The 24,612-nt window shown below is 65.0% G+C and carries 20 protein-coding genes and 2 pseudogenes; 16 read left to right on the forward strand and 6 right to left on the reverse strand.

What is annotated here, in order from left to right; translation table 11 throughout:
* Together D3872_RS18650 and D3872_RS18655 are read left to right on the forward strand one after the other, a co-directional pair.
* Window positions 1-650, forward strand: a 650-nt coding sequence (locus D3872_RS18650) for a L,D-transpeptidase (RefSeq protein ID WP_147373924.1), incomplete at its 5' end; no start/stop codon positions are given.
* 25 nt (window positions 651-675) lie between these two features.
* Window positions 676-996, forward strand: coding sequence for a hypothetical protein (locus D3872_RS18655; RefSeq protein ID WP_147373925.1), 321 nt, complete (start codon window positions 676-678; stop codon window positions 994-996).
* A gap of 139 nt (window positions 997-1,135) precedes the next feature.
* Here the strand turns inward: D3872_RS18655 and D3872_RS18660 are convergent, their stop codons facing one another.
* Window positions 1,136-2,899, reverse strand: coding sequence for a M4 family metallopeptidase (locus D3872_RS18660; protein ID WP_119812229.1), 1,764 nt, complete (start codon window positions 2,897-2,899; stop codon window positions 1,136-1,138).
* Window positions 2,900-3,130: 231 nt separating this feature from the next.
* Window positions 3,131-5,269, reverse strand: coding sequence for a TonB-dependent receptor (locus tag D3872_RS18665; protein WP_229459408.1), 2,139 nt, complete (start codon window positions 5,267-5,269; stop codon window positions 3,131-3,133).
* A gap of 143 nt (window positions 5,270-5,412) precedes the next feature.
* On the opposite strand from D3872_RS18665, the gene D3872_RS18670 reads away from it, so the two are divergent.
* A complete protein-coding gene (locus tag D3872_RS18670; RefSeq protein WP_119812230.1) occupies window positions 5,413-6,612 on the forward strand; it encodes a PepSY-associated TM helix domain-containing protein in 1,200 nt (399 codons plus the stop codon).
* 436 nt (window positions 6,613-7,048) lie between these two features.
* A pseudogene (locus D3872_RS18680) lies at window positions 7,049-7,500 on the forward strand (GGDEF domain-containing protein).
* A gap of 106 nt (window positions 7,501-7,606) precedes the next feature.
* Here the strand turns inward: D3872_RS18680 and D3872_RS27130 are convergent.
* Complete coding sequence (locus tag D3872_RS27130) at window positions 7,607-9,283, reverse strand: methyl-accepting chemotaxis protein (protein WP_119812233.1); 1,677 nt, start codon at window positions 9,281-9,283, stop codon at window positions 7,607-7,609.
* A gap of 415 nt (window positions 9,284-9,698) precedes the next feature.
* Between D3872_RS27130 and D3872_RS18690 the strand changes: the two genes are divergently transcribed.
* Together D3872_RS18690 and D3872_RS18695 are read left to right on the forward strand one after the other, a co-directional pair.
* Entirely contained in the window at window positions 9,699-10,826 is a 1,128-nt protein-coding gene (locus D3872_RS18690; protein ID WP_119812234.1) for an MGDG synthase family glycosyltransferase, read from the forward strand.
* The gene (locus D3872_RS18695) at window positions 10,823-11,293 is read left to right on the forward strand and encodes a hypothetical protein (RefSeq protein ID WP_220476928.1); all 471 of its coding nucleotides are present in this window, start codon (window positions 10,823-10,825) and stop codon (window positions 11,291-11,293) included. Before D3872_RS18690 ends, D3872_RS18695 begins: the two co-directional genes overlap by 4 nt.
* Before the next feature lie 15 nt (window positions 11,294-11,308).
* On the opposite strand, the gene D3872_RS18700 is transcribed toward D3872_RS18695, so the two are convergent.
* The gene (locus D3872_RS18700; protein WP_119812235.1) at window positions 11,309-12,031 is read right to left on the reverse strand and encodes an HAD family hydrolase; all 723 of its coding nucleotides are present in this window, start codon (window positions 12,029-12,031) and stop codon (window positions 11,309-11,311) included.
* Between the two features lie 85 nt (window positions 12,032-12,116).
* The gene (locus D3872_RS18705) at window positions 12,117-14,105 is read right to left on the reverse strand and encodes a putative bifunctional diguanylate cyclase/phosphodiesterase (protein ID WP_119812236.1); all 1,989 of its coding nucleotides are present in this window, start codon (window positions 14,103-14,105) and stop codon (window positions 12,117-12,119) included.
* 228 nt (window positions 14,106-14,333) lie between these two features.
* Here D3872_RS18705 and D3872_RS18715 point away from each other — a divergent pair, with 228 nt between their 5' ends.
* From D3872_RS18715 to D3872_RS18725, 3 genes are read left to right on the forward strand one after another with little or no spacing between them, the layout of a single operon-like run.
* The gene (locus D3872_RS18715) at window positions 14,334-15,869 is read left to right on the forward strand and encodes a TadE/TadG family type IV pilus assembly protein (RefSeq protein WP_229459409.1); all 1,536 of its coding nucleotides are present in this window, start codon (window positions 14,334-14,336) and stop codon (window positions 15,867-15,869) included.
* Complete coding sequence (locus tag D3872_RS18720; RefSeq protein WP_119812239.1) at window positions 15,869-16,348, forward strand: TadE/TadG family type IV pilus assembly protein; 480 nt, start codon at window positions 15,869-15,871, stop codon at window positions 16,346-16,348. The genes D3872_RS18715 and D3872_RS18720 overlap by 1 nt, the downstream gene beginning before the upstream one ends.
* A gap of 5 nt (window positions 16,349-16,353) precedes the next feature.
* Complete coding sequence (locus tag D3872_RS18725; protein ID WP_119812263.1) at window positions 16,354-16,947, forward strand: TadE/TadG family type IV pilus assembly protein; 594 nt, start codon at window positions 16,354-16,356, stop codon at window positions 16,945-16,947.
* A gap of 190 nt (window positions 16,948-17,137) precedes the next feature.
* Here D3872_RS18725 and D3872_RS18730 read toward each other — a convergent pair whose 3' ends face one another.
* Window positions 17,138-17,926, reverse strand: coding sequence for an IclR family transcriptional regulator domain-containing protein (locus D3872_RS18730; RefSeq protein ID WP_119812240.1), 789 nt, complete (start codon window positions 17,924-17,926; stop codon window positions 17,138-17,140).
* 187 nt (window positions 17,927-18,113) lie between these two features.
* Between D3872_RS18730 and pcaH the strand changes: the two are divergent.
* The 7 genes and pseudogenes from pcaH to pcaF all read left to right on the forward strand — a co-directional run bounded on the left by pcaH (window position 18,114) and on the right by pcaF (window position 24,600).
* A pseudogene (gene pcaH / locus D3872_RS18735) lies at window positions 18,114-18,805 on the forward strand (protocatechuate 3,4-dioxygenase subunit beta).
* A 14-nt stretch (window positions 18,806-18,819) separates the two neighbouring features.
* Complete coding sequence (locus D3872_RS18740) at window positions 18,820-19,320, forward strand: peptidase associated/transthyretin-like domain-containing protein (RefSeq protein WP_119812241.1); 501 nt, start codon at window positions 18,820-18,822, stop codon at window positions 19,318-19,320.
* A gap of 27 nt (window positions 19,321-19,347) precedes the next feature.
* Entirely contained in the window at window positions 19,348-20,727 is a 1,380-nt protein-coding gene (gene pcaB / locus D3872_RS18745) for a 3-carboxy-cis,cis-muconate cycloisomerase (protein WP_119812242.1), read from the forward strand.
* A complete protein-coding gene (pcaCD, locus tag D3872_RS18750) occupies window positions 20,724-21,974 on the forward strand; it encodes a bifunctional 4-carboxymuconolactone decarboxylase/3-oxoadipate enol-lactonase PcaCD (protein WP_119812243.1) in 1,251 nt (416 codons plus the stop codon). The genes pcaB and pcaCD overlap by 4 nt, the downstream gene beginning before the upstream one ends.
* Before the next feature lie 26 nt (window positions 21,975-22,000).
* On the forward strand, window positions 22,001-22,699 hold the full coding sequence (locus tag D3872_RS18755; protein WP_119812244.1) for a 3-oxoacid CoA-transferase subunit A: 699 nt from the start codon (window positions 22,001-22,003) through the stop codon (window positions 22,697-22,699).
* A gap of 23 nt (window positions 22,700-22,722) precedes the next feature.
* Window positions 22,723-23,382, forward strand: a complete 660-nt coding sequence (locus D3872_RS18760; protein ID WP_370660978.1) for a 3-oxoacid CoA-transferase subunit B — start codon at window positions 22,723-22,725, stop codon at window positions 23,380-23,382.
* 15 nt (window positions 23,383-23,397) lie between these two features.
* The gene (pcaF, locus tag D3872_RS18765) at window positions 23,398-24,600 is read left to right on the forward strand and encodes a 3-oxoadipyl-CoA thiolase (protein WP_119812245.1); all 1,203 of its coding nucleotides are present in this window, start codon (window positions 23,398-23,400) and stop codon (window positions 24,598-24,600) included.
* The last annotated feature ends 12 nt before the right edge of the window (window positions 24,601-24,612 follow it).

The following is a 24,612-nucleotide window of genomic DNA, read 5'->3' on the forward strand; positions in this document are numbered from 1 at the left end:
TCGCCAGCTACACCATCGCCGACGCGGACGTGGCCGGCCCGTTCCAGCCTATCCCCGAGGACATGGCCGACAAGGCCAAGCTGCCCGCGCTGGGCTTTTCCAGCGCAGCGGAAGCGCTTGGCGAAAAATTCCACGCCAGCCCGAAGCTGCTGGCGCGCCTTAACCCCGGCAAGGACCTGGGCCGTGCCGGCGAAGCTATCATCGTGCCGAACGTGGCGGGCGCCCCGCCGCTGCCGAAGGCAGGCAAGATCGTGGTCGACAAGAACGACCGCACCCTGACCCTGTTCGACACCGCCGGCAAGGTAATCGCCCAGTACCCGGTATCGAGCGGCACCGAGAACGATCCGCTGCCGATCGGAACCTGGAAAGTGAACGGCGTGTCAAAGAATCCGACCTTCCATTACAACCCGAAGCTGTTCTGGGATGCGGAGCCGGGCGAGAAGAAGGCCAGGATCCCACCAGGGCCGAACAACCCTGTCGGCGTGGCCTGGATCGACCTCTCGAAGGAACACTATGGCATTCACGGCACGCCGATTCCCGGCGCCATCGGCAAGACCCAGTCGCACGGCTGCATCCGCATGACCAACTGGAGCATCGCCGCGCTGACCGACTCGATTGCCGCCGGCACGGAAGTGCTGCTACAGGAATAATCACACCAACCAGGAGTGCATGACCATGAAGTGGATATTGACCTTTATCGGCGGCACCCTGCTTGGTGCCATCGCCGCGTTCATCTCCCTGAACCGGGTGGGAAGCGACACGCCCCCGGTACCACCTGTCGCCGTGACGGCGCCCGCGCCGGCCGCGGCGCCGGCCGGCCAGCTGGAAGCCGCGCTGCCCGGCGCCCCCGACATGCCGCCCGACCTGACCGAGGCCGACCTGCCGATCCGGCCGGCTTCGAGGGCGGTGCCATCCATCACCCAGCTGGGCGGCGCCGGCGGCTCGGCCGCTCCGCTGCAGCTGATGGTTCCGGTGGAAGGCACCGTGTGGGCGTGACCGGCAATTCGAATCCGGACGGCGCACCTGCATTTCACCATGTTCGAACTGACGCCCGAAAAGCAGTGGTGGAAAGGCACACAGGTCAACCCCTACCCGCTGATGACCGCGAACGCGCCGGCTCCGGTGGCGGCAAGCCCTACTCGCTGATGTCGGATCCCACGTTGATCGCCGCGTAGGCGCGCTGCACGGCGACCGCTTCCTTGCTGTCCATGCCGTACAGCTCCTGCGCCGACGCCAGCATCTTGTTGCGCGCGTCGGCATAGTTCGTCACGGCGGTGAACTTCGTGGCCAGCGCCTTGAACCAGATGCGGTAGGCCTTGTCGGCGCCAATGCCGGTCATCGCCAGCGGTTCCCTGGTCAGGTACTTGCTGTACTGGTCGCTGGCCTTGTCGGCGTTCGAACCCTGCGCCAGGAAGTAGAACATGCGGTTGTTCGGGCCACTGCTGTAGTGGACGTCGATCCGCTTGAGCGAACTGCTCCATGCATCCGGGCTGCTGCGGTCCTTGCTCGGCTTGTACATCCAGCGCAAGGGCGTGCCGCTCTTGCTGATCTCCGCCCCCAACTGCCAGTCGTTGCCCCTGCCCGGAATCTGCTCGCCGGCGCCGCCCGCGCGCGCGTAAGCCTCGACCATCTCGCCGCTGATGTCCGAGGCCGACTCGTTCAACCCACCCGATTCGGCGAAGTACAGCAGGTTGGCGGTGGCGGCGGTGACGCCATGGCCCATCTCGTGGCCGACCACGTCGAGCGCGCCCAGGCTGGTGAAGCTGGAGCCGTCGCCGATGAACATGCACTTGCAGGTATCGCTGTAGTAGGCGTTGTCATAGGCGGTGTTGACGTGCACGGCGATATAGGTCGAGGTATTCTGGCCGTCCAGCGACTGCCACCCTAGGGTATTCTTGAACATGTCGTAGGTATTCATCAGGCCCCACAGCGCGTTCACGGCCGCGGTCTGGCCGTTGGCGCCGGTGGTGCTGCCGCCTTCGACATACTGCTTGCCGTCGCCCCAGGTATTGCTCCAGTGCGAATACACTTCGCCTGCCGAAGTGCCGTGGTTGGCGTTGGTGACGGCCATCCCGCCGAAGGCGCCGCCGGCGCCGCGCAGCGGGTCGATCATCCTGAAGATGTCGCCGTGCTGGGTGGTTGACAGCGGCACCACGCCGTTGTACTGGCTGTTGCCCACGCCGGTGGCGGTCTGCAGCGCGTTCCACTGCTTGATGATGCGGGCGTCGCGCGCGCTGATCACGGTGTCGTGGTACACCGGTTTGCTGCCGACGATCATGCGGGTGCGTACCAGGTAAGCCAGCTCGTAGCCGGACACCACTTCTTGCTCGTCGACGGCGTTCAGCTCCTCTTCCGGCTTGCTGGCTGCCGCCGGCGCGCGCTCGGTCCTGACCATTGGGTAGACGATCAGCTCCGCGGTGGGCGGCGCCACCGGCTTGCCGTTCGGCGCGGCCGACCGGACCGCGACCGTGATCGCCGCCTGCGCGCTGACGGCGGGCTTGACGCTGAACGAGGCGGTCGCGGCTTTCATCCTGTTGGACGGGCCCTTGCCGAGGAACTGGCGGCGGTCCGACACCGACTCGCTCAGGATCTGGCCGGCGGCGTTGAGCACCACCACCGATTCGGAGCCGAACACGCGCACGCCCTTGTAGGTATGGTGGGCGCGCGCCACGCGGGTACCGTCGACGCCGGGATGCTGGGCGGCGATGGCGAAGTTATGGTCGGCATCGAGGCCGTATGCGCTGCGCTGCGCCACCAGCTTCGAGACCAGCTCGGCGGTCGCCTGCGGCGTGGCGACGACCGGCGCGCCCATCATCTTCGGCGCGGCCAGCGCGGGGTTGGCGGCGACCATCGACAGCGCGCACAGCGCCGCGGCCACAGGTGTCATGTTGATCTTCATGTCGTCTCCAATCAAAGGCAGGCCGCGCGGCGGATGCCGGGCACCATGAAATATTGGAGGAGATAAGAAGCGGGCATTTGCCGGGCCGCAAAGGGCTGGCAAGCTCGGCAGTTAAGCCGATTGAGGAAGCACAACGATCGGGGCGGGACAGACCCCAACATCGGGGACAGACCCCAATGTTGGGGTCTGTCCCCGATGTTGGGGTCTGTCCCAGGGTCTGTCCCTGATTTCTTAGAAGTTGCGGCTGTAGTTGACTGCCAGCGTGCGGCCGCGGCCGGCGTAGGTGTTGCCGGCGTCGGTCGCCGCTGCCGACTGCGAGTAGTAGCCGACATACAGCTTGTCGAGTAGGTTCTCGATACTGACGCCGATCTTGCCGTGGCGGGTGCCGAAGGTGGCCGCCGCATCGACCAGGGTGTAGCCCTTGAAGTGCTCTTCCAGCTTGCTGGTGCCGACCACGCGGCCGATGTTGATGTCGCGGTCGAACAGGTGGGTCGCTTGCAGGCGCAGCGACGACGACGGCATGAACTTCCAGTTCGCGCCCACAACCGCCTTGTCCGGGCCCTGCGAACGGGCGCCCAGCGACAGGTCCATCGGCGCGCCCTGCGAGGCCGCGGTCTTGCCGTCGGTTTCGGCATAGCTGCCGAAGGCGGTCAGCGCGCGGGTCGGACGCCATTCGCCGCTCACTTCCCAGCCCTTGACCGTGGTCGGCACGCGCTCGACCAGGCCGACGCCGGCCGAATTGATGCGGATGACGCTGCCCAGCTTGGAGCGCGAGTCGTAGCGCGAGATGCTGGCCTGGCCCTTCTCGCCGCGCCAGTTCAGGCCGATCTCGTTGTTGCGGGTGACGATAGGCTGGAGGCTGATCAGGTTCGAGACCGACTGGTTCGGCAGCGTCACGCCGCGCAGCACCAGGCCGGCGTCCGGCAGGCCGAAGCCTTCCGAGCTGGCGGCGAATGCCGACCATTGCGGCGCGAAGCGCCAGATGGCGCCGATGTTCTTGACCGACTTGGAGAATTCTGCCGAACCGCCTTGCACAAGACGGCTGCCATAGGCGGCCAGCGTGGTGTAGGTGTCGACTTCGAGTTCGGCGATTTCATGGCGCACACCGCCGCGCACCGTCACCGGGCCGAATTCGTACTCGAGCTGGGCGAACGGCGCGGTCGAATTGAACTTCAGCAGCGGCACCCAGGTGCGGTCGGTCAGCGCCAGGCGCTGTTCGGTCTGGTCGCGCAGGACGTCGACGCCGACCGTCGCTTCCAGCCCGGTGACCAAGGTGTCCGGACGCACGTAGGTAACGCGCGCGCCCAGCTTGTCGGCCAAAATCTGCGACTGGTCCCACAGCGTGCCGTTCGGCGCAATGCGGGTGTCCTGGAAGGTGGCGACGCGGGTGGCGCCGTACAGCGCTTCGAAGTCGTGGCTAAACAGCTGGGTGCTGAAGGCGCCGCCGGCAAGGTTGTTGTGGCGGTAGTCGAGGCTTGCGCTGCGCACCTTGTTGCGGGTCGGCTCGCCCACCGGGGTACCCGGCACGGAGCTGGTCGGCACGCCCTGCGCCACCACGCCGGGCTCGTTCATGTAGTCGCCCTCGCCTTCGAGGTTGAAGCGGTTGACCGTCAGCTGCAGGCGCTGGTCGCCGAAGGTCTTGCCGACCTTGATGAATACGTCGTCGCCGCGGGTGTCGAGGGTGTCGCCCTGGACGGTGTCGATGCCCAGGCGGCGGCCGCTGCCGTCGTAGCTCATGCCGCGGCGCTGTACGGCGGCGTAGCCGAGGAAGTCGAAGGCGTCGGACTTGTGGCTGATCGAGTAGCCGGTTTTCCAGTCCAGGTTATCGGAGCGGAACTGGGTCGAAGCGCGCACGTTGATGCCGTGCGTGGTGCCGTTGGCGCGCGGGGTCTTGGTGATGTAGTTGATGATGCCGCCGGTCGCGCCCATGCCCTGCACCGCCGAGGCGCCGTTGATGACTTCGATGCGCTCGATCAGGAAGCTGTCGGCGAAATAGCCTTCGCGCATGCCGGCGCGCAGCGGGTTCGATTGCGGAATGCCGTCCAGCAGGATCAGCGGCTGGCGGCCGCGCAGCGATTCGCCGGTCGAGCTCATCTTCTGGCGGCTCGGCGCGTAGCCCGGGATGTAGGTCGCCAGCGCCTGCGACGGGTCGTCGGCGATCAGGTATTGCGACGCCAGCTCCTGCTGGCTGATGACGGAAATCGCGCCCGGGATCTTGTCCACCGCTTTTGCGCCGCGTGTCGCGGTCACCACCACTTCGGCGATCGGCCCGTCTGGATCGGCGACGGCTTGCTGGGCCAGGGCGTTGGCGGCTGCCATCGAAATACATGCTGCTGCAACAGCGCGGGTGATCGGTTTGATAGTGGTCATGCGTAGACAATCCTGAAAGGTGAAGCGGCGATTTTCCGCCAAGCAAGGTACAATGCGAATGATAACGATTCCCATTTAAAGATTCAAGGGTATCGAGAATAATTCTCATTTATACTGGCGATATCCGACCAATATTTAGCGACATGAAACAGATTGCCCGCAAAGTACACTTGTGGACCGGCCTGGTCTTCGGAACCATCCTGGTGGTGCTGGGACTGACCGGATCGGCGTTGAGCTGGATCCACGAACTCGACAGCATGCTCAATCCCGGCCTGCTGCAGGTGGCGCCGCCCGCCGGGCTGCGCGCCGGCGATCCGCTGCGCGTTGACGCGGCCCTGGTGCAGGCTGCCGCCGGCATGCTGGAAGCCGATCCGCGCTACGGACGCCCGAGCATGATCGAGCTGCCGGAACGCGCGGGCGATGTGTTCGTCGCATGGTACCGCCCTGCCCCGGTCGAAGGTGGCGCGCCCTGGCGCCAGGCCGTCACGCGCCAGGTCATGGTCGACCCGGCCAGGCTGGCCGTCACGGGCGAGCGCAACTGGGGCGAAGCCGGCCTGTCACGCCCGCTCCTGATGCCGACCCTGTTCCACATCCACCGCTACCTGGTGGCGGGCGAAGCCGGCAAGGTGGTGATCGCGCTGACCGGCGTCTCGCTGCTGCTGGTGACACTCACCGGCTTGTACCTGTGGTGGCCGCGCATGGCGCTGGGCGCCATCGCCAAGGCGCTGACCGTGCGCCACGGCGGCAACTGGCCGCGCTTCAGCTTCCAGCTGCACCGCGCGGGCGGATTCTTCGCCGCGCCCGTGCTACTCGTGATTGCGTTTTCGGGCATCCATTTCAACATGCCGGCATGGACGACGCCCGCCATCAAGGCGGTCGCGCCAATGAGCCCGGCCGGGAAGCCGTCCAACAAAAGCAGCCCGGAAAATGGCGCCATCAGCGTCGCCGCGGCGGTCGGCGCGGCGCAGGCAGCCTTCCCCGACGCCCGCGTGTCGCGCGTGTCGCTCCCGCAGAAGCCAGGCCAGCCATTCGAGATCCGCGTTCGCCAGCCTGGCGAACTGCGCAAGGGACCGGGCGCGACGCGCATCAGCATCGACTCGGGCGACGCCACGGTGCTGCGCGCGATCGACCCCGAGCGCGCGGCGGGCGGCGACAAGCTGGTCAGCTGGCTGTTCCCGCTGCACACCGGCGAAGCCTTCGGCACCGCCGGCCGCATCTTCATCAGCCTGTTCGGGCTGGTACCGCTGGCGTTCTTCGTTACCGGACTGGTCATCTGGATCAAGCTGCGCAAGAAGCCTGCGCCGGTCGCGCGCAAGTCAGGCAAGGCCGCGCAGTTCGCTTGAGCGGCCAGGCGGCAACGCCTTTTCCTAACACTTTTCCGGCGCCGCAGGCGATATTTGCGGTGGCCTACGACCTGCTGCTGTACTGCGTGCTGAGGGACGCCCACGCGCGATCCTGATCGGCATGCCGGTGGAGATCGTGTTCTGCGCCTTTGCCCTGCGCCCGCGCCAGACCATCCTGCTGGCGGCGCTGGCCATCGCCGGCCTCGGCCTTGTGTGCTTTTTCCTGGTCAACTGGGCCGGCTACAGCGGCGAGGCCGAGATGATCAATTTCACGATCACCTCGCTCGGCATCCTGTGCGTGGCCGTGGTCACGGGCGACCTGTCCAAGCTGCGCTACCGGCTGAGCGGCCAGAAGCGTCTGCTGGAAGCGGCGCTGGCCAGGATCGAACAGGTAGCGCGCACCGACGAGCTGACCGACCTGGCCAACCGCCGCCGCATGAACGAGTTGCTCGATTCGGAGGAGCAGCGGGAGAACGGCCACTACTATTCCAGCATCGCCCTGCTCGACCTCGACCACTTCAAGCAGATCAACGACCAGCTGGGACACGCGCGCGGGACATGGTGCTGCAGGCCTTCGCCAACGCGTGCAAGCGGGTGCTGCGCGCCAACGACACGCTGGCGCTATGGGGTGGCGAGGAGTTCCTGCTGCTGATGCCGCAGACACGCGCGGCAGATGCGGAGCTGATCGTGAACCGCATCCTCGAGCACGTGAACACGACGGCGTTCCAGTTCGACGGTGCGCCGGTGATGATCACCTTCTCGGCCGGAGTGGCCGAGCGCGACCCGGCCGAGACGATGGGACAGGCCGTGATGCGCGCCGACCGCGCGATGTACACGGCCAAGACCGCCGGACGGAACCGCGTGATGCGCGAACCGCAGGCGGTTTGAAACGAGGCCCGGTTCGCGCCAGGGCCAGAACCGTTACCCTCAAAACCGTCGTGCTCGCCACTGGCGAACCCGGCTACCCACCTTCGCGGGTACGACGGGCTAACTCTTAAAACTCTTCCCAGTCCGAGTTGGCCACCCGCGCAGGCGCGAGCGGCTTGTGCGCCACCGGCACCTGCACTGCCGCCGGCTTGCGCTTCGCCTGGGCGATCGGCGTCGGCTTGCGCGCAGGCGCGGCCTGCGCGACCGCCACCTTGAACACGCTCACCACGCGCAACAGGCTCGCCGCCTGCTCGTCCATCAACGCCGCCGCCGCCGACGCCTCTTCCACCAGCGCCGCATTTTGCTGGGTGACCTGGTCCATCTGGCCGACAGCCTCGGTGACCTGTTCGATACCGGCGCTCTGCTCCTGGGTCGCGGCCATGATCTCGGACATGATGTCGGTCACGCGGCGCACGCTGTCGACCACTTCGGTCATCGTGCTGCCCGCCTCCGCCACCAGTTTGTTGCCGGTGTGGACCTGATGCACCGAATCATCGATCAGCTCCTTGATCTCCCTGGCCGCCACCGCCGAGCGCTGCGCCAGGTTGCGTACCTCGCTGGCCACCACCGCAAAACCGCGTCCCTGCTCGCCGGCGCGCGCAGCTTCCACGGCGGCGTTCAGCGCCAGGATATTGGTCTGGAAGGCGATGCCGTCGATGGTCGCGATGATGTCGACGATCTTGCGCGACGAGCTGTCGATCGCGCCCATGGTCTGCACCACCTGCGCCACGACCGCGCCGCCCTTGCCCGCCACGGTCGCGGCGGATACCGCCATCTGGTTGGCCTGGCGCGCGTTTTCGGCGTTCTGCCTGACGGTCGACGACAGTTCTTCCATCGACGACGCAGTTTCTTCCAGCGAGCCGGCCTGCTGTTCGGTGCGGGCCGACAGGTCTTGCGTGCCCGCTGCGATCTGGCCCGATACGGTAGCGATGGTATCGGTGCCGGTGCGTACTTCCCGCACGATGCCGACCAGGTTCGCTTGCATCTGCTTCAGCGCGGCGACCAGGCGGCCAACTTCGTCATTCGAATCGGAGCTCACTTCGGCGGTCAGGTCGCCTTCGGCCACGCTTTCGGCAATCGTCAGCGCGCCCTGCAGCGATGCCATGATGCTGCGGATGATCCAGGCGGCGATCGCCACGCCTGCCAGCATGCCGATCACGGTCAGGGCGACCGACAGCATACGCACCTGGTCATAGCCCTGTAGCGACTCCTTGTATTCGGCTTCGCCGACCGACAACTGAAGCTCCACCAGCTTCTTCATCAGTTCGCCGACCGGAGGATACAACTGGGCCATCGGGCCCTCGACGATGGCTTGAAGGGCCGGGCCATCACCGGCGCGCATGGCGGCCAACGCCGGTTGCAGGCTGCCGGCGACGAATTTGGCGCGCGCCTCGGCAAACTGCGCGGCGAGCGCTTTCTCCTCCGGGGTCATGTTGCCCGCGTTGTAGGCTTTCAACAGCGCGGTAATTTTCTCGATCCGTTCAGTGACGCGCTGCGCCTCCTCTATCTGGGCCGGGCCGGGCAGCAGGATGCTTTTCGACACCGACAACTGGTTCTGCTGGTTGAGTGTCAGGATGTTGTGCAGGCCGCCCAGCACGACCAGGCGGTCGTTGTAAATCGTCCCGATCGAGTCGTTGGTGCCTTTCAGCGCCAGCAACCCGGCCACCGATACCACGGCGGAAACGAGGCACAGCAAACCGACGACAATCGCCAGGCGCGCCTTGATGGTCACGTTCTTGAGCATGATTTACCTTTAAGTGTGAATTGAAATGTGGGCCGGCTCCGAACGGCGCGGCGCGCCTCCGGCGACTGGCATGGAGCATCCGGCATGGACTTTTGGGCAAGCCGGTTCCGGTATCGCATTTCGGACGCGAGCGTGGGTGACGGTCGCGTGGGCAAACTGAAGGCAAGCGTATGGCTTACGTTTCGCTCGAAGGCAATTGAAACAATTTATATAAATCATACTATGTGCGATGCATCAAAAATTGCCAAACGGAAGTTAAATATGGGGAATTGTTGTTTCGCGGCAGCACGCCTGGCCGCCGCGCTCGTTAATAAATGCGCGATATGCGGACTTGTCAAAAAATTGAAGCCCGCTTGTCATCGGTCTGTCATAACCCGTGTTTAGAATCAGGCCGCGTTACTCAACTAAGGCGGCTGTGGGCAAACTCAAACTTCTCCTTGTAAGCGCATCGGCGGGCAGCGGCCATACGCGCGCCGCCGAAGCGCTTCGATCGCACGCTTATGGCGCCAACGTCGCGGCCACGCATATCGATATCCTGAACTTCGTTTCGCCCTTCCTGCGAACGCTGTACACCGATGTCTACACCTGGCTGGTAAAGCGGGCGCCGTCATTGTGGAGCCATGTATATCGCACCACCCACCAGGCGAAAATGGACGGCAAAGGGCACGCGTTGCGGCGCTGGGCCGAACGCAGGAACAGCGCCCGCTTCCGCCGTGAAATCGCACATTCCTCGCCGGACCTGATCGTCTGCACCCATTTCCTGCCGGCCGATCTCCTCTCGCACCTGATTACCGTGGGCGCCGTGCGCTGCCCGGTGTGGGTACAGGTAACCGATTTCGATTTGCACCGCATGTGGGTGCACCAGCACATGGCAGGTTATTTCGCACCCAACGAAGAGGTGGCGTTCCGCCTGCGCCAGCACGGCGTCCCGCCGGACCGCATCCATGTCACCGGCATTCCAATCATGCCCGCCTTCTCCGACCACATCGACAAGGCCGGCTGCGCCCGCGAACTCGGGCTTTCGCCGAACCGGAAAACAATCCTGCTGATGGGCGGCGGCGCGGGCTTCGGCACCGTGACGCAGATCGCCGAACACTTGCTGCGGGCGCCGGGAGACTTCCAGATCATCGCGATGGCCGGCCGCGACGATGCCGTCCTGGCGTCCCTGCGCGAACTCGCCGCCCGCCATCCCGGCCGCCTGTCGCCACAGGGCTATACCGACACGATCGAGCGGCTGATGACGTGCTCCGACCTGGTGGTGACCAAGCCGGGCGGACTGACGACATCCGAATCGCTGGCGATCGGCTTGCCGATGGTCGTAATCGCACCGATCCCCGGACAGGAAGAACAGAACGCCAATTTCCTGCTTGAGCGCGGCGCCGCCCTCAAGGCCTTCGACCTGCTGACGCTTGAATACCGGATCGGCCATCTGCTTGCGCATCCGTCCAAGCTGGAAGACATGCGCGTGAAAGCGCAGGCGCTCGGGAACCCCGCCGCTGCCAGCCGGGTCCTTGCAACCATACTTCGAAAGACGACAGAATGAACACGCCAGCCTCCGATCTCATGCAACTGCTGTCCACGCTCGGATTCGTGGTCGTCCTTGCCTTTTTCTTTGCGAAGGCGGAAATACAGATCGAGGGCGAATCCGGGTGGGCGGCCAACCTGCCGACCTGGCGCATCGAAAAGCACTGGCTGCTCGATATCTTCTGGGGTGGGCGTGCGATGACCGGCTACCACGCCTGGGTACTTTCGTTCATCGGCCTGTTCTTCCATTTTCCCGTCTTCTTCATGGGCGAATGGTCCTGGCAGATCGAGGCGCGCATCCTGGCCTCGATGATGGTGTTCTGGATCGTCGAGGACTTCTTATGGTTTATCGTGAATCCCGCCTTTGGATGGAAACGGTTTCATCCAAAGTTCATCCCCTGGCATAAGCACTGGATCGTCGGAGCCCCAGTGGACTACTGGGTGTTCACCGGCGTTAGCACCCTGCTGTTCACGTATTCTTACTGAGTGAGCTCGCGCTGATCAGGCTCCGGCGATTTTGAGGGCCGGAGCGGGCGCCCCGAGGTCGGCCAGGTCGAGCGCATTGCAGACGCGCCGGCACAGGTCGGCGGGGGTTCGCGAAATAACTTCATCGGGCACGGCGAACTTCTCGATCAGGCGGTCGTGGTCCTCGAATCCGTACGACACCATGAACGGATGCATGCCGGTGTTGATCGCGGCGTAAAAGTCCTTGTACTCATCGCCACAAGCGTAAGCGCGGGCCGGGTTGATCTGGAAGCGTTCGCGCGTCAGGCGGAATTGCGAGGTCTTTCCTTCGCTGAGCGGAACGTGGTCGAAGAAATCCAGTTCGCCGACATCGATGCCGTGGCGGGCGAACAGCTGGCGCAGCGTTTCAAGCGGTTCATTGGTGATGTTGCGCGTGACCAGGCCAACCACGATGTCCGGGGCGGCGATGAGCGACCGGATCATGTCCGCGATCCCTGGATACAGGCGTGCATCGGCGCGGTAGACGTCGGTCAGGGAGTCGACGATTTTCTTCCTGCCCTGTTTGCGCAGGTTCTTCTTGATAATCGAAGGGAATTCCTTGACGCCGCCCAGATACTTGAACAGGTGATGGCGTTTCTGGAAACTCTTTTCTTCGCCGAGCGTCATGCCGTGTTGCGCAAAGGCGGCCTCGATGGCCGGATATGCATCGATCGTTGTCCCGTCGGCGTCCAGGATGATCAAGCGTTTGCTTTGGTACATGTTTCCTCCAGTTCAGTGGTCGTCCGGCTTGCGAACGATCCCATTCTGCGGAGGGCGTATGACAGCTTGATGACAAGGGCGCCGATTACTGGCGCATGGGCGGCAGATTGGCCTTGCGGAAGGCGCGGTCGCGCGCAGCCCCGCAGTCGCAGGACGGCGCCCAGTTCTGCTCCCATACGTGGAATTCGTCCGCGGGCATCGGCCTGCCGATGGTAAAGCCCTGGGCCACATCGCAACCCAGCATGGCTAGCCGCTCGAGGATGGCCTGGCTTTCCACGCCTTCGGCAACGACGTTCAGGCCAAGGTTGTGGCCAAGTTCGATGGTCGAGCGCACGATGACGGCCGAATCGGCACTCAGCATCATCGGCTGTACAAACGACTGGTCGATCTTCACGGCGTCGACCGGTAGTTTCTGAAGGTAGCTCAGGCTCGAATGCCCGGTGCCGAAATCGTCGATGAACAGCTGGACACCCAGGTCCTTCAGTCGCTCCAGCGTTTCCTGCGCCCCTGCCGGATCGGCCATCAGTGTGCTCTCGGTCAGCTCGAACTGGATCAGCTTCGGCGCGATGTCCCAGCGCGAGAACAGGTCGGCGATGTGCTCCACCAGGCTGGAATCGTAGAGGTCGAGCGCGGACAGGTTGATGGCGAGCGGACAGCGCAAGCCCGCCTCCTTCCACGCGTGGCTTTGGCGGAAGGACGCTTCCAGCATCCAGCCGGTGAGGGACACGATCATGCCGGCCTGTTCCGCAAGCGGGATGAATTCGGCCGGCGAGATCATCCCCTGCACGGGATGCTGCCACCGGATCAGCGCTTCCGCCCCGCACACCTTGCGCGACACGAGGTCTATCTTGGGCTGGCAGAACAGGCGCAGTTCGCCCCGTTCGGCGGCACGGTGAAGATCGCCCATCAGGGACAGGCGGCGCTTGTCCTCCTGCTCCTGCCCGCCCATGTAGATGGCGTAAGCGCCGCCGGGTTTGGCCTGGTGCATGGCCGCCCGAGCCCGGCCGAACAGGGCTTCGGCATCGCCGGCATGGTCGGGATAGAGCGCGATGCCGATCCCCACGTTCGCATTGAGCATGAGTCCGGAAACCTCCACCGGCGGCATCAGCATGGACGACAGCCGCTGCGCTTCCCGCACCGCCTGGGCGGCATCGGCACGCGGCAACAGGATCGCGAATTCGGCCTCCCCGACCCGCCCCAGGGTGGCGCCCGCAAGCGTAATACTTGCCAGGAAGTGTCCAAGTTCCTGCAACAGGTCGTCGCCGGAACGGTAGCCCAGCACCTTGTTAATTTCGTGAAAGCGGCCGACTTCCAGGTGCAGCAAGGCGACCGTGCCGTGCCGGCGCCGGGCGTTGCCGATCGCCTTCGCGAGGCGCTCCAGCATCAAGGTACGATTCGGCAGGTCGGTCACGGAATCGAAATACGCCAGGCGGGCGATCGTCGCTTCCGCAGCCAGGTGCTGGGCGCGCGTGCGCGCGTTGGAAATGCCATAGGCAAGGTCGTCGGCCAATTCCTGAAGCAGCTTGACTTCGGCCTCGTCAAAAGCATCGGGATCGGTCGAGCCGATCACCAGGGCGCCAAGCACGTTGTGACCCAGCTTCAGTGGAAAAGCGGTCAGCGCCGCGTAGCCCAGTTCCACCGCACTCTGCCTCACCCCCGCGTAGGCCTCACCGGAATAGCACGGATCGGTGCTGGGGTTGCGTCCCACGATCGGCTGGCCGGTACGGATCGCGGTGGCGGTCGTGCCCTGGCCCAGTTCGGCGTCGGCCCAGGTGAAATGGAACGATTCCAGCACGTCCAGCGCGATGCCGATGCTCGCCATCCACCGCACAAGCTTGTGCTCATCGTGTTCCGCATAAGCGACGGAAGCGAGGCGATAGCCGCCGGTCTTGACGATAACCCTGCACATTTCGTGCAGCAGCTCGGATTCGTCCGACGCCCGCAACAGGGTGCGGGTGCCCGCGCTGAGGGTCTTGAGCGTACGGTTCAGGCGCGCCAACTCGGCTTTGGCATCCGGACCTTTCTGTCTGGAACGCGTGGCGCGCGCAGTCGGTTTTCCTGAAGATGCTCGCATGGTCGCATACCGTTGGGTTCCTATAGTTAATTATAGAACATCAACGGTATTGACGGCCCGCGCATGATTGTACGGCGAATCCAATACCAGGATTTCCGCGACCCCGGCGCTGGCCGCCGCGCATCGATGTAGTTGAGGAAACTCAACCATCCAAATATCGCCACCGATAATATGTTTCCTCGTGGCCTTGATGTCGAACGCCATGGACGTCAAACGAGGGGACAGCAAATGGTGGACATGCGCAAAATTCCACACATGGTCAGCCGAACCACCTCCGTCGCACAGGCGGAAGGCGAAGCGAACGCTGTCCCCCAGGCGAGGCACCCGGAACGCGGCGCCGTCGCAATCATGTTCGCGCTGACACTCATTCTGGTACTCGGTGTCATTGGCATCGCAATCGATACCGCCCGCCTGTACAACCGCAAGGCGGAACTGCAGCACTTCGCTAACGCGGTCGCGCTCGCCGCTGCCAACGAGCTGAATGGCGCTCCGAGTGGTGTCGCGAACGCATTGGCGAAAGCGTCGTCCGTCGCCGAGGCGTTCATGTACCAGTACAATTCGGAGCCGATTACCTGGACCGACGCGGCGATCTCCTTCAGTTCGACGCCGGAACTGAACGGTGGCTGGCTCGATGCGGGCGCCGCCGGTGCATCCCCGAACACCCTGCTGTTTGTTAAGGTCGACACGAGTCGGCTGGATCCTGTGTTTGGCTCCATCAGCACAGCGTTCATGCACATACTTTCCGGTTCCGAGACTCGGACAGTCGTTGGCGGCCGCGCGATCGCCGGGCGCTCCGCTATCCGCATTACACCGCTCGCCGTCTGCGCATTGTCCGGCGAATCGGGCGCCACCCGAACAAGCCCAGGCACGCCGCCGATACTGGAGTTGGTCGAGTATGGTTTCCGGCGCGGCGTCAGCTACGACCTGATGCAATTGAATCCCGATGCGACGGTCGCGGAAAATTTCGTTGTCAGCTCGATCGATCCGCCTGGCGTGGCCGGCGCATTCGTGCATACGACCGTCACCCAGGTAGAACCGTTTATCTGTAGCGGGACATTGTCGATACCACGCGTAACGGGCGGAGCGGTGACCGTCGCGCGTCCCTTCCCCATCGCCTCGCTGTACAAGGCCCTGAACTCGCGCTTCGATCAATACGCCGGTACCTTGTGCACCCCTGACGGTGCTCCGCCGGACTTCAACATCAAGTCATACACAAGGACATCCATACCATGGATGGCCACCGTCCCTGCCGGGCAGACTGCTGCGCAACACAGCGCCGACGGCAAACTCCGTACGATTGCCGACCCGTCGCCCGCGCCAGCATCCAATACAGCCCCGATGTACGGCCCCTTGTGGGTCTATGCGAAAGCCGTGCCTGTTTCGTCATATACGCCTGGCGCGGTCGAACCGCCCAACGGTTACACCCCTTTCACGACAGCGGCCTGGGCGAAGCTCTATGCGCCTGGGGCACCGGTGACCAAAGCGAGCTATCCCGTTACGAAAACGCCGTATTGGTCATCCGGCGGCGCCAACTTCGAAAGCCCATCTGTAGCGAACCGGCCCGGGGTTCGCGACCGAAGGGTGCTGAATATTCCGCTTCTGTCGTGCCCTGTTCCGGCCGGGACCGGCGTCAACGTCACCGCAACCGTGCTAGCAATCGGCAAGTTTTTCATGACGGTGCCGGCCACGCCCACCACCCTGAGCGCGGAGTTCGCGGGCGTGGTGCCTGAACAATCGTTAGGTGGGTCCGTGGAGCTATATTGATGAAACGACGTCCGATTTCTTCAGACCGTCGCCACGAACTAGGCGCCGCGGCGGTCGAACTGGCGCTCGTCCTGCCGATTCTCGCAGGGCTGCTGGCACTGGCATTGTTCATTGGCCGGGTTTTTTTGCATTACACCGTGGCCCAAAAAGCCGCGCATGACGCAGCCAGGTTCATGTCGACCATTCCGGTACGGGATATGACCGACTCTGGCAGGGCGCGGATTGACGATGCTGTCGCGGTCGCACAGCAAATCCTGGACGCCGAACTAGCGGAACTCGATCCTGGATCGTACACGATCGATACAGTTATAAGGTGCGGCAACTTCACCTCCTGTAACGGGCTTCGAGTGCCCGCAACCGTCAGCGTGGGCGTGGAGATGAGAATGAACGATACCTTCTTCCCCGCTTTGACGTACGCCGTCACGGGAGACCGCATCATCATCACCGCCAACGTGACAATGCCCTACGCGGGAAAGTGAGCTTTATGAAAAGCCGTCAACCCCAACGACGCTCTCGGGAATCGGGCGCCTTTGCAGTGGAGTTCGCCACTGTGGCCGTCATCTTTTTCGTGTTCCTGTTTGGCGTGATCGAAGTGGCGCGTGCGATGTACATGTTCAACACGCTCCAGGAAGTGACTCGCCGGGCAGCAAGCGGAGCAGCAACAATCGACTATCGTACCGCGGCCGCGAAGGACCGGGTGCGGCAAGACGCCATATTTCGCGACTCTGCCGGAACGCTCGTGCTCGGGGATCCGGTTACCGATCAACACATCCGAATCGACTACCTCGCGCTGGTTCGCGGCTCGACGGGATCGATGATCACGCCAATCCCCGCTGCATTGATGCCGACTTGTCCTGCACGCAACCGGGTTACGTGCATGACGAACCCGAACAGTCCAAGCTGTATCCGCTTCGTTCGCGCTCGAATTTGCGACCCGGGAGACGCCTCGGTGTGCAACCCGGTCAGGTACAGGACGCTGGTGTCGCTCGTGGACTTGCCCATGAACCTGCCAGTTGCAACGACGATCGTTAGCGCAGACACTCTGGGCTTCAGCCCCGGGATGACTCCCTGTCCGTAGGCGCGCAGCGCTCGGACTGCCTCGCACCGGGTGGGTCTGCCTAAATTTTGAAACGGCCGACAATCTTCGACGTCTCCCCTATGAGATGCGCCTGCATCACTCCCAAGTTATCCACAGAAAGTGGGGATAAAAGTAGCGGTGTTGTCGTCGCAACTTTTCCGTGCGAAGCACCGTTAGCGGCAGTGGAGCCCTACAGTAGCGCCGCCAGCTCGGTTTGTACCTTGAGCAGCGCCGGCAGGCAGCGCTCGACGATGTCCTCGACTGGAATGCGCGACTCGTGCACGCTGACGTTCATCGCCGCCACGATATCTCCGCGGAAGTTGCGCAGCGGGACGGCGATGGTGCGCAGGCCCAGTTCCAGTTCCTGGTTGACCACTGCATAACCCTGTGCGCGGGCGCGCGCGATTTCGAGCAGCAGCCGGTCCTTGTTGACGATGGTGTACTCGGTCAGCGCCTCGACCTTCAGGCGGCCGAGCATCGCATCGAGCTGGTGTTCCGGCAGGCTGGCCAGCATCACGCGGCCGTTGGCGGTGCAGAAAGCCGGCACGCGGGTACCCGGTTGCAGCGTCGCCGACACCACCCGGCCGGCACTCACTGCCGCCACGCAAACCAGGTCGTCGTCTTCGAGCACGCCCACCGATGCCGCCTCGCCCAGCGAATAGGCCAGCCGGTACAACAGCGGCTGGACGATGCGCGGCAGGCGCGCCGAATGCAGGTACGACTGGCCGAGCCGCAGGACCTTGGGCGTGAGAGAGAACACCTTGTCCTGCTGGCGCGCGTACCCCAGGTGCACCAGCGTGATCAGGTAGCGCCGCGCTGCGGCGCGCGTCAGGCCGGTGCGCGAGGCAACTTCACTGATGGTCAGGCGCGAGCGTTCCTGGTCGAACGCCTCGATTACCTGCAGGCCCTTGTCGAGGCCGGCGATCAGGTCGCGCGCGGCAGGTGCCGGGGCGAAATCGCTGTCAATTTCGTGGTTCATCAAATAAATCCCAGTTTGTGCGCTAATCGCACAATGTGTTCGCACTGCGGATGCCGGATCAGATTAGCCGGTTGTTCGGTCGTAGGAAGCACACTACGATTGTCTTCAACCGAACCACATGCTGCCTATTTGAGCGATTGTCGCACAAAGCGGCCCAGCAGCCCCCAAGCCAACCAGGAGAAAAGCCGTGCAATTCGATGCCGTAGCACCGGGCAGCCACCCGCCCCTGATCTATCCGCCGTACAAATCGACGACCAAGCGTGGCCCGAGCCAGGAGCCGCTGCGGATCCGCGCGCCGGCGCCGGTGTCGACCAATCTGGCAGCCCGCAGCAGCCTGATTCTCCCGAACGACACCGACCTGACCTTGCACGGCCACAGCGCCCCGCTCGGAGAAAAGATCGTCGTCAGCGGCGTAGTGCGCGACGAGGACGGCCGGCCGGTGCGCAATTCCCTGGTCGAAATCTGGCAGGCAAATTCGGCCGGACGCTACTGGCACAACCGCGACCAGCATGAGGCACCGCTCGACCCGAACTTCTACGGCGTCGGCAAGATGCTGACCGACGACGAAGGCCGCTACCGTTTCGTCACGATCAAGCCCGGCCCTTACCCATGGGGCAACCACGACAAGGCATGGCGGCCGGCGCACATTCACTTTCCCTGTTCGGCAACGTGTATGCGCAGCGCCTGGTGACCCAGATGTACTTCCCGAGCGATCCGCTGTTCGACTTCGACCCGATCTTCCAGAGCGTGCCCGACGCCGCCGCCCGCCAGCGCCTGGTGTCGCGCTTTAGCATGGACAAAACGGTCCATGGCGAGATGCTCGGCTACGAATTCGACATCGTGCTGCGCGGCCGCGGCGCCACACCCATGAACCTGTAACGAGGACCGACGCCATGACGCTTCCAATTTCCCCTTCCCAGACCATCGGCCCGTTTTCGCACGAGGCATGGCGCTGGGCTTGCGCCGCCAGCGAAAGCGCAGGCGGCGCAATCATCATCAACGGCATCCTGCGCGATGGCGACGGCGCGCCTGTCGACGACGCCATGATCGAGGCCTGGTCGCCCGGCGCCGCGGCGGCCGAGGAAGGCGCCACCCTGCCCGGCTTCCGGCGCGAGCCGACCGACGAGAAGGGCGAATTTTCCATGCGCCTGGCGCGTCCCGCATCTGGCGAGCCGGCTGCGCTGGTGACCATTTTCGCGCGCGGACTGCTGCTGCACCAGTTCACCGCCGTGTTCCTGAACGACGACGACGGCCTGGCCGCTTCCGGCATGCTGCGCCAGGTGCCGGCCGAACGCCGCGCCACGCTGGTCGCCCGCAGGACCGGCGCAGCCATCTATGCATGGGAAATCAACCTGCAGGGCGCGCACGAAACCGTGTTCTTCGATTATGAGTAAGCGAGCAGGCGCGCGCAGGAGGCAGGCATGACTGTTTCGTTATTCGACAACTTCTTGACCACGCGCGAAATGAGTGCGGTATTCGACGACGCCGCCGTGGTGCAAGCCATGTTCCGCTTCGAGGAGTGCCTGGCGCGGGCGCAGGCGGCGCAGGGCATGATTCCCGAAGCAGCAGCGCGCGCGATTGCCGGGGTGTGCAAGGCGCCGCTGTACGACATCGGCGCGCTGGTCCATGCCGGCCGCAGCGCCGGCAGCGTCGCGATCCCGCTGGTGAAAGAACTGACCAAGACGGTGGCGCTGTACGACAAGGAAGCGTCCAGCTTCGTTCACTGGGGCAGCACCAGCCAGGACGTGATCGACACGGCGATGGTACTGGTGACACGCGAGGCGCTCGAATTGCTCGACGCCGGCCTGGCGCAGCTGACGGCTGCCTTGCTCGCGCTGGCCGAACGGCACATCGACACGCCGGTGCTGGCACGTACCTTGATGCAGCCGGCCCAGGTCAGCAGCTTCGGCTTCAAGCTGGCCGGCTGGGCGGCGCCGCTGGTGCGCGCCCGCCTGCGCTTGCGCGACACCGCCGCGCGCTCGCTGCAGCTGCAGTTGGGCGGCGCGGTCGGGACGCTTTCGGCGATGGGGGCGCAAGGTCGAGCCGTCGCGGCACACATGGCCGACGAACTGGGCCTGGCCTGCCCCGCATCGAACTGGCACACCCAGCGCGACGAATGGGTGCGGCTGGGCCTGGAAGTGGCCGTGTTGACCGGCAGCCTGGGCAAGATCGCGACCGACCTGGCGCTGATGGCCCAGGGCGAGATCGGCGAACTGGCCGAACCGTCCGGCGTGGGCAAGGGCGGCTCGTCTGCCATGCCGCACAAGCGCAATCCGGTCGGCGCAATGACCGCGCTGGCCGCCGCCGCGCGCAGCCCGCATGCCGCAGCCGCGTTGCTCGGCACGATGGGCCAGCAGCACGAGCGCGGCCTTGGCAACTGGCAGGCAGAACTGGCCGAGTGGCCGGGCCTGTTCCTGTCGGCGCACGGTGCGCTGGCGGCGCTCAATGAAGCGATCGGCGGACTGCAGGTCGACCCGGCGCGCATGCGCGCCAACATCGACGCGCTGGGCGGTCTGGTTTTCGCCGAGGCGGTGGCAGGCTACCTGGCCGGCTTCATTGGCCGCCCCGCCGCCCACACCATGCTTGAAACACTGTCGCGCGTCGCGGTGGAGAGCGGGCGCCACCTGGCCGACGTGGTTTCCGACGCCATCGACGCCGATCCAGTATTGCGCAACCAGGTCGACCTGGCGCATTGGCAGTCGCTGTTCCACCCGGTGGCCGCTGCGGCGCCCGGCGCGGCTGCCGCGCGCGCCCTGCTCGGCCACCTGCACGACATCCAACGCAAGGACGAAACCACATGAGCCACGATCCGATCGACCACGACCTCGAGCGCGGCATGCGCAACCGCCGCCGCATCCTCGGCGACGCGTGGGTCGACAAGTCCCTCGCAAACACCAACAGCTTCAACGCCGACTTCCAGGGCCTGATCACGCGCTTTGCCTGGCACGAGATCTGGGGCCGCCCAGGCCTGGAGTACAAGGTGCGGCGCGTCATCGTGCTGGCCTCGACGATGGCGCTGGCGCGCTGGGAAGAATTCGAGCTGCACGTACGCGCAGCCCTGCTGGACGACAGCGGGCAAGGCCTGGACCCGGCCGAACTGAAGGAAGTACTGATGCAGGCGGCGATTTACTCCGGCGTCCCGGCGGCCAACACCGGGATTTCGCTGGCCCAGCACATCCTGGCCGAACTCGGAATGGCGCCTGAACCTACGCCCGGCGCGATTGCCGCGCACCCTGGCGTGGGGCGCGAAAGTGTCACCGCCAGCCAGCCCGCGCTTCACTACACGGTGCGTCCGCCGCGCAGCGGCAAGGCGCCGCGGCATACCGTGGTGCTCTCGCACGCGCTCGGGTGCGACCTGGACATGTGGGACGAGCTGGCCAACAGGCTGGCGGCCGACTGCCGCGTAATCAGCTACGATCACCGCGGCCACGGCGCCTCGGACGCGCCGGCGGGGCCTTACACGATGGCCGACCTGGCCGACGACGCGGCGCGCCTGCTGCGCGAGCTCGACTCCGGCCCGGTGGTCTGGATCGGCTTGTCGATGGGAGGCATGGTCGGGCAGGAGCTGGCGCTGCGCCACCCCTCCCTTGTGGCCGCGCTGGTGGTCGCGAACTCCAGCTCCGGCTATCCGGATGCGGCGCGCGCAATGTGGCAGGAACGTATCGCCGCAGTTAAGGCAGGCGGTGTCGAAGCGATTGCCGACGCTGTCATGGGCCGCTACTTCCATGAGGACTTCCGCGCCGCGCAGCCGGCCACCGTGGCGCGCTACAGGCGCCGGCTGGTTGCAACCGGCACCGCCGGCTACGTCGCCTGCTGCGCCGCGGTGGCAGGCGTCGATACCACCGGACGCTTGGCGCAGGTGGCCGTCCCGACCCTGGTCATCGCCGGTGAACTCGACGCCGGCACGCCGCTGCCGATGTCGGAGGCGATCGCGCGCGAGGTGCAGCATGGCGGGCTGGAAGTCATCGAGGACGCCTCGCACCTGTCGGCGGTCGAGCAACCGGAACGCTTTGCCGCCCTGGTCCACCAATTCATGCTTGGCCTGTAGGCCATTTACCCACCACCGAGAACACCATGATTAACAAAATCTCAGCGTCGGTAGAAGAAGCCCTCGCCCCCATCCAGGATGGCGCCACCGTCATGATCGGCGGCTTTGGAGGCGCTGGCCAGCCGGCCGAACTGATCGACGGGCTGATCGCGCACGGCGCGCGCGACCTCGTCGTTGTCAACAATAATGCCGGCAACGGCGATACCGGCCTGGCCGCGCTGCTCAAGGCCGGCCAAGTGCGCAAGATCATCTGCTCGTTCCCGCGCCAGGCCGACTCGCATGTGTTCGATGCGCTATACCGCGCCGGCAAGCTCGAGCTCGAACTGGTCCCGCAGGGGAACCTGGCCGAGCGGATCCGCGCCGCAGGCGCCGGCATCGGTGCATTCTTTACCCCGACCGGTTACGGCACCCTGCTGGCCGAGGGCAAGGAGACACGCGAGATTGGCGGAAAAATGTATGTCCTGGAGCAGCCGATCCACGCCGACGTGGCGCTGATCAAGGCCGAAAAAGGCGACCGCTGGGGCAACCTGGTGTACCGCATGACGGCCCGTAATTTCGGCCCCGTGATGGCCAGCGCCGCGGCGCTGACGATCGCATCGGTGCACGAGCTGGTCGAACTGGGCAGCCTCGATCCCGAGGCGGTTGTCACCCCCGGCCTGTTTGTGCAACGCCTGGTCCAGGTGCCGCGCACCGTCACCGGCCCGGCCGGCTTCAAAACGGCATGACCCATCGAGCGGAGAACAAGGAAATGAGCGAAACCAAGATGAACAAATGGGGCCGTGCCGAGATGGCGGCGCGCGTTGCGCAGGACATACCGGACGGCGCGGTCGTCAACCTGGGCATCGGCCTGCCGACCCTGGTGGCCAATCACCTTCCGCCCGGCCGCGAGATCGTGCTGCACAGTGAGAACGGCGTGATCGGCATCGGGCCGGCGCCCGCCGCGGGCGAGGAGGACTACGACCTGATCAACGCCGGCAAGCAGCCGGTGACTTTGCTGCCAGGCGGCTGCTTCTTCCACCACGCCGACAGCTTCGCGATGATGCGCGGGGGGCACCTGGACGTCTGCGTGCTGGGCGCCTTCCAGGTGGCGGTTAACGGCGACCTGGCCAACTGGCACACCGGCGCCCCGGACGCGATCCCCGCAGTGGGCGGCGCGATGGACCTGGCGATCGGCGCCAAGAAGACCTACGTGATGATGGAATACCTGACCAAGGCCGGCGATCCCAAGCTGGTCGATGCCTGCAGCTACCCGCTCACCGGAGTGGGCTGCGTGTCCCGCATCTACTCGGACCTCGCGGTGATCGACCTGGCGGAAGGACGTGCCAGCGTCATCGAGATCGTGGACGGACTCACTTTCGACGCGCTGCAAGCGATGACCAGGGTCCCGCTGCACAACTCACTCAAATAGGAACAGGAGACATCGATGCAAGACGCATTTATCTGCGACGCACAGCGCACCCCGTTCGGCCGTTACGGCGGCGCCTTATCCGGCGTGCGCGCCGACGACCTTGGGGCCATCCCGCTGCGCGCGCTCATCGACCGCAATCCGCAGGTCGACTGGAACGCGGTGGACGACCTGGTTTACGGCTGCGCCAACCAGGCCGGTGAAGACAACCGCAACGTCGCACGCATGTCGGCGCTGCTGGCCGGCCTGCCGGCCGGCGTGCCGGCGACGACCATCAACCGGCTGTGCGGCTCCGGCATGGATGCCGTCGGCACCGCGGCGCGCGCCATTAAAAGCGGCGAGGCGAAGCTGATGATCGCCGGCGGCGTAGAAAGCATGAGCCGTGCCCCGTTCGTGATGGGCAAAGCCGACAGCGCGTTCTCGCGCGCCATGAAAATGGAAGACACCACGATGGGCTGGCGTTTCGTCAACCCCGCGCTCAGGCAGCAGTACGGCGTCGACACCATGCCGCAGACGGCCGAACACGTGGCCGCCGAATACGGCATCAGCCGCGCCGATCAGGACCGCTTCGCGCTGGCCAGCCAGCAGAAGGCGATCGCCGCGCAGGCGGCCGGCGTATTCGACAGCGAGATCGCGCCAGTCGGCATCGCGCAGAAAAAGGGGGACCCGCTACTGTTCGCGCAGGACGAGCATCCGCGCGCGACGTCGCTCGACATCCTCGCCAAGCTCAAACCAGTGGTCAGCGCGGACGGCTCGGTCACTGCCGGCAATGCATCGGGTATCAACGATGGCGCCTGCGCCCTCTTGCTGGCCAATGCGGAAGGCGCCGCGCGCCATGGACTGACGCCGCGTGCGCGCGTGGTGGCGATGGCCACGGCTGGCCTGGCGCCGCGCGTCATGGGCATGGGCCCCTACCCCGCCACGCTCAAGGTGCTGGCCATGACCGGCATGACGCTCGGCCAGTTCGCCGTGATCGAATTGAACGAAGCGTTCGCCGCACAGGGATTGGCGGTCATGCGCGCACTGGGACTGCAGGACGACGACCCGCGCGTGAATCCAAATGGCGGCGCGATCGCGCTGGGCCACCCATTGGGCGCGTCCGGGGCTCGCCTTGTAACAACTGCAGTGAACCAGCTTCACCGAACAGGCGGGCGGTATGCACTGTGCACGATGTGTATCGGGGTTGGCCAGGGCATTGCCATAGTGCTCGAACGCGCGTAGCAATAGGGCCGA

The sequence above is a fragment of the Massilia cavernae genome, assembly GCF_003590855.1.
Lineage (GTDB): Bacteria > Pseudomonadota > Gammaproteobacteria > Burkholderiales > Burkholderiaceae_D > Telluria_A > Telluria_A cavernae.

What these genes read in the sequence shown, in the direction of transcription:
- D3872_RS18655 (WP_147373925.1), top strand. Translation starts at nt 676, where the DNA reads ATGAAGTGGATATTGACCTTTATCGGCGGCACCCTGCTTGGTGCCATC.
- D3872_RS18660 (WP_119812229.1), bottom strand. Translation starts at nt 2,899, where the DNA reads ATGAAGATCAACATGACACCTGTGGCCGCGGCGCTGTGCGCGCTGTCG.
- D3872_RS18665 (WP_229459408.1), bottom strand. Translation starts at nt 5,269, where the DNA reads ATGACCACTATCAAACCGATCACCCGCGCTGTTGCAGCAGCATGTATT.
- D3872_RS18670 (WP_119812230.1), top strand. Translation starts at nt 5,413, where the DNA reads ATGAAACAGATTGCCCGCAAAGTACACTTGTGGACCGGCCTGGTCTTC.
- D3872_RS27130 (WP_119812233.1), bottom strand. Translation starts at nt 9,283, where the DNA reads ATGCTCAAGAACGTGACCATCAAGGCGCGCCTGGCGATTGTCGTCGGT.
- D3872_RS18695 (WP_220476928.1), top strand. Translation starts at nt 10,823, where the DNA reads ATGAACACGCCAGCCTCCGATCTCATGCAACTGCTGTCCACGCTCGGA.
- D3872_RS18700 (WP_119812235.1), bottom strand. Translation starts at nt 12,031, where the DNA reads ATGTACCAAAGCAAACGCTTGATCATCCTGGACGCCGACGGGACAACG.
- D3872_RS18705 (WP_119812236.1), bottom strand. Translation starts at nt 14,105, where the DNA reads ATGCGAGCATCTTCAGGAAAACCGACTGCGCGCGCCACGCGTTCCAGA.
- D3872_RS18715 (WP_229459409.1), top strand. Translation starts at nt 14,334, where the DNA reads ATGGTGGACATGCGCAAAATTCCACACATGGTCAGCCGAACCACCTCC.
- D3872_RS18720 (WP_119812239.1), top strand. Translation starts at nt 15,869, where the DNA reads ATGAAACGACGTCCGATTTCTTCAGACCGTCGCCACGAACTAGGCGCC.
- D3872_RS18725 (WP_119812263.1), top strand. Translation starts at nt 16,354, where the DNA reads ATGAAAAGCCGTCAACCCCAACGACGCTCTCGGGAATCGGGCGCCTTT.
- D3872_RS18730 (WP_119812240.1), bottom strand. Translation starts at nt 17,926, where the DNA reads ATGAACCACGAAATTGACAGCGATTTCGCCCCGGCACCTGCCGCGCGC.
- D3872_RS18740 (WP_119812241.1), top strand. Translation starts at nt 18,820, where the DNA reads ATGACGCTTCCAATTTCCCCTTCCCAGACCATCGGCCCGTTTTCGCAC.
- pcaB (WP_119812242.1), top strand. Translation starts at nt 19,348, where the DNA reads ATGACTGTTTCGTTATTCGACAACTTCTTGACCACGCGCGAAATGAGT.
- pcaCD (WP_119812243.1), top strand. Translation starts at nt 20,724, where the DNA reads ATGAGCCACGATCCGATCGACCACGACCTCGAGCGCGGCATGCGCAAC.
- D3872_RS18755 (WP_119812244.1), top strand. Translation starts at nt 22,001, where the DNA reads ATGATTAACAAAATCTCAGCGTCGGTAGAAGAAGCCCTCGCCCCCATC.
- D3872_RS18760 (WP_370660978.1), top strand. Translation starts at nt 22,723, where the DNA reads ATGAGCGAAACCAAGATGAACAAATGGGGCCGTGCCGAGATGGCGGCG.
- pcaF (WP_119812245.1), top strand. Translation starts at nt 23,398, where the DNA reads ATGCAAGACGCATTTATCTGCGACGCACAGCGCACCCCGTTCGGCCGT.